Raw genomic sequence first — 1,288 nt, 5'->3', positions numbered from 1 at the left:
GCTGACGTTAGAATGCTCCCCTACCGATTATTACTAATCGCATCGCTTCGGTGATATACTTGATGCCCGTTTATTATCGACGCCCGCCCCGCTCGACCAGTGAGCTGTTACGCACTCTTTAAATGTATAGCTGCTTCCAAGCTAACATCCTGGCTGTCTCGGCAGTCAGACTTCCTTTGTTCAACTTAGTATATACTTAGGGACCTTAGCGGTTGCTCTGGGTTGTTCCCCTCTCGGACCGTGACCTTAGCACCCCGGCCCTCACTGCTGTGTCTGTTTATGCCCATTCGGAGTTTGTCAGAATTTGGTAGGATTTGACTCCCCCGCATCCTATCAGTAGCTCTACCTGACATAAACGCCCCACAACGCTGTTCCTAAAAACATTTCGGGGAGTACGAGCTATTTCTCAGTTTGATTGGCCTTTCACCCCTATCCGCAGTTCATCCAAAAACTTTTCAACGTTAACTGGTTCGGTCCTCCATGCAGTGTTACCCACACTTCAACCTGACCACGGATAGATCACCAAGTTTCGCGTCTGCTCTCACTAACTAAACGCCCTTTTCAGACTCGCTTTCGCTTCGGCTCCTGTCCTTAAAACATTAACCTCGCTAGTAAGAACAACTCGTAGGCTCATTATGCAAAAGGCACGAGGTCACCCATAGGCTCCCTCCGCTTGTAAGCGCATGGTTTCAGGTTCTATTTCACCCCGGTACTCCCGGTTCTTTTCACCTTTCCCTCACGGTACTCGTTCACTATCGGTCTCTCAGTCGTATTTAGCCTTGGCGGATGGTGCCGCCGAATTCAGAGGGGATTCCTCCTGTCCCCACCTACTCAGGATCCTGATACAGTTCTACACCTTACAATTAAGGGACTCTCACCCGCTCCGGTTTGCCTTCCCAGACAATTCATCTTCATGTAGTTCTTAAAAATCAGTCCTATAACCCCTATAACGCCGTAACGTCATCGGTTTGGGCTTGTCCGCGTTCGCTCGCCACTACTTACGGAATCACTGTTGTTTTCTCTTCCTAGGGGTACTTAGATGTTTCAGTTCCCCCCGTTTGCCTCCTTTCGGATACCCTAATCACTTAGGGTGGGTTGCCCCATTCGGACATGCTAGGATCAATGTGTATGTGCCACTCCCCTAGCCTTTACGCAGCTTATCACGTCCTTCTTCGCCGCTGAGAGCCATAGGCATTCCCCATGCGCCCTTATTTTGCTTCTTCTACAAATTTCTTGATAATTCTCTACCAATATGTCAAATAACTCTAAGACTTATAGCCTCGTGGAT

General features: G+C 48.8%; 1 rRNA gene (running past one end of the window). It reads right to left on the bottom strand.

The features are described from left to right. Positions 1-1,223, bottom strand: a 23S ribosomal RNA gene (locus FHS57_RS31535) (it extends 1,681 nt beyond the left edge of the window). Positions 1,224-1,288 lie beyond the last annotated feature (65 nt).

Source organism: Runella defluvii (genome assembly GCF_014195535.1).
Classification (GTDB): Bacteria; Bacteroidota; Bacteroidia; order Cytophagales; family Spirosomataceae; genus Runella; species Runella defluvii.
Note: the sequence above shows the minus strand (reverse complement) of the source record. Positions and strands in the feature narration are given on the sequence as shown.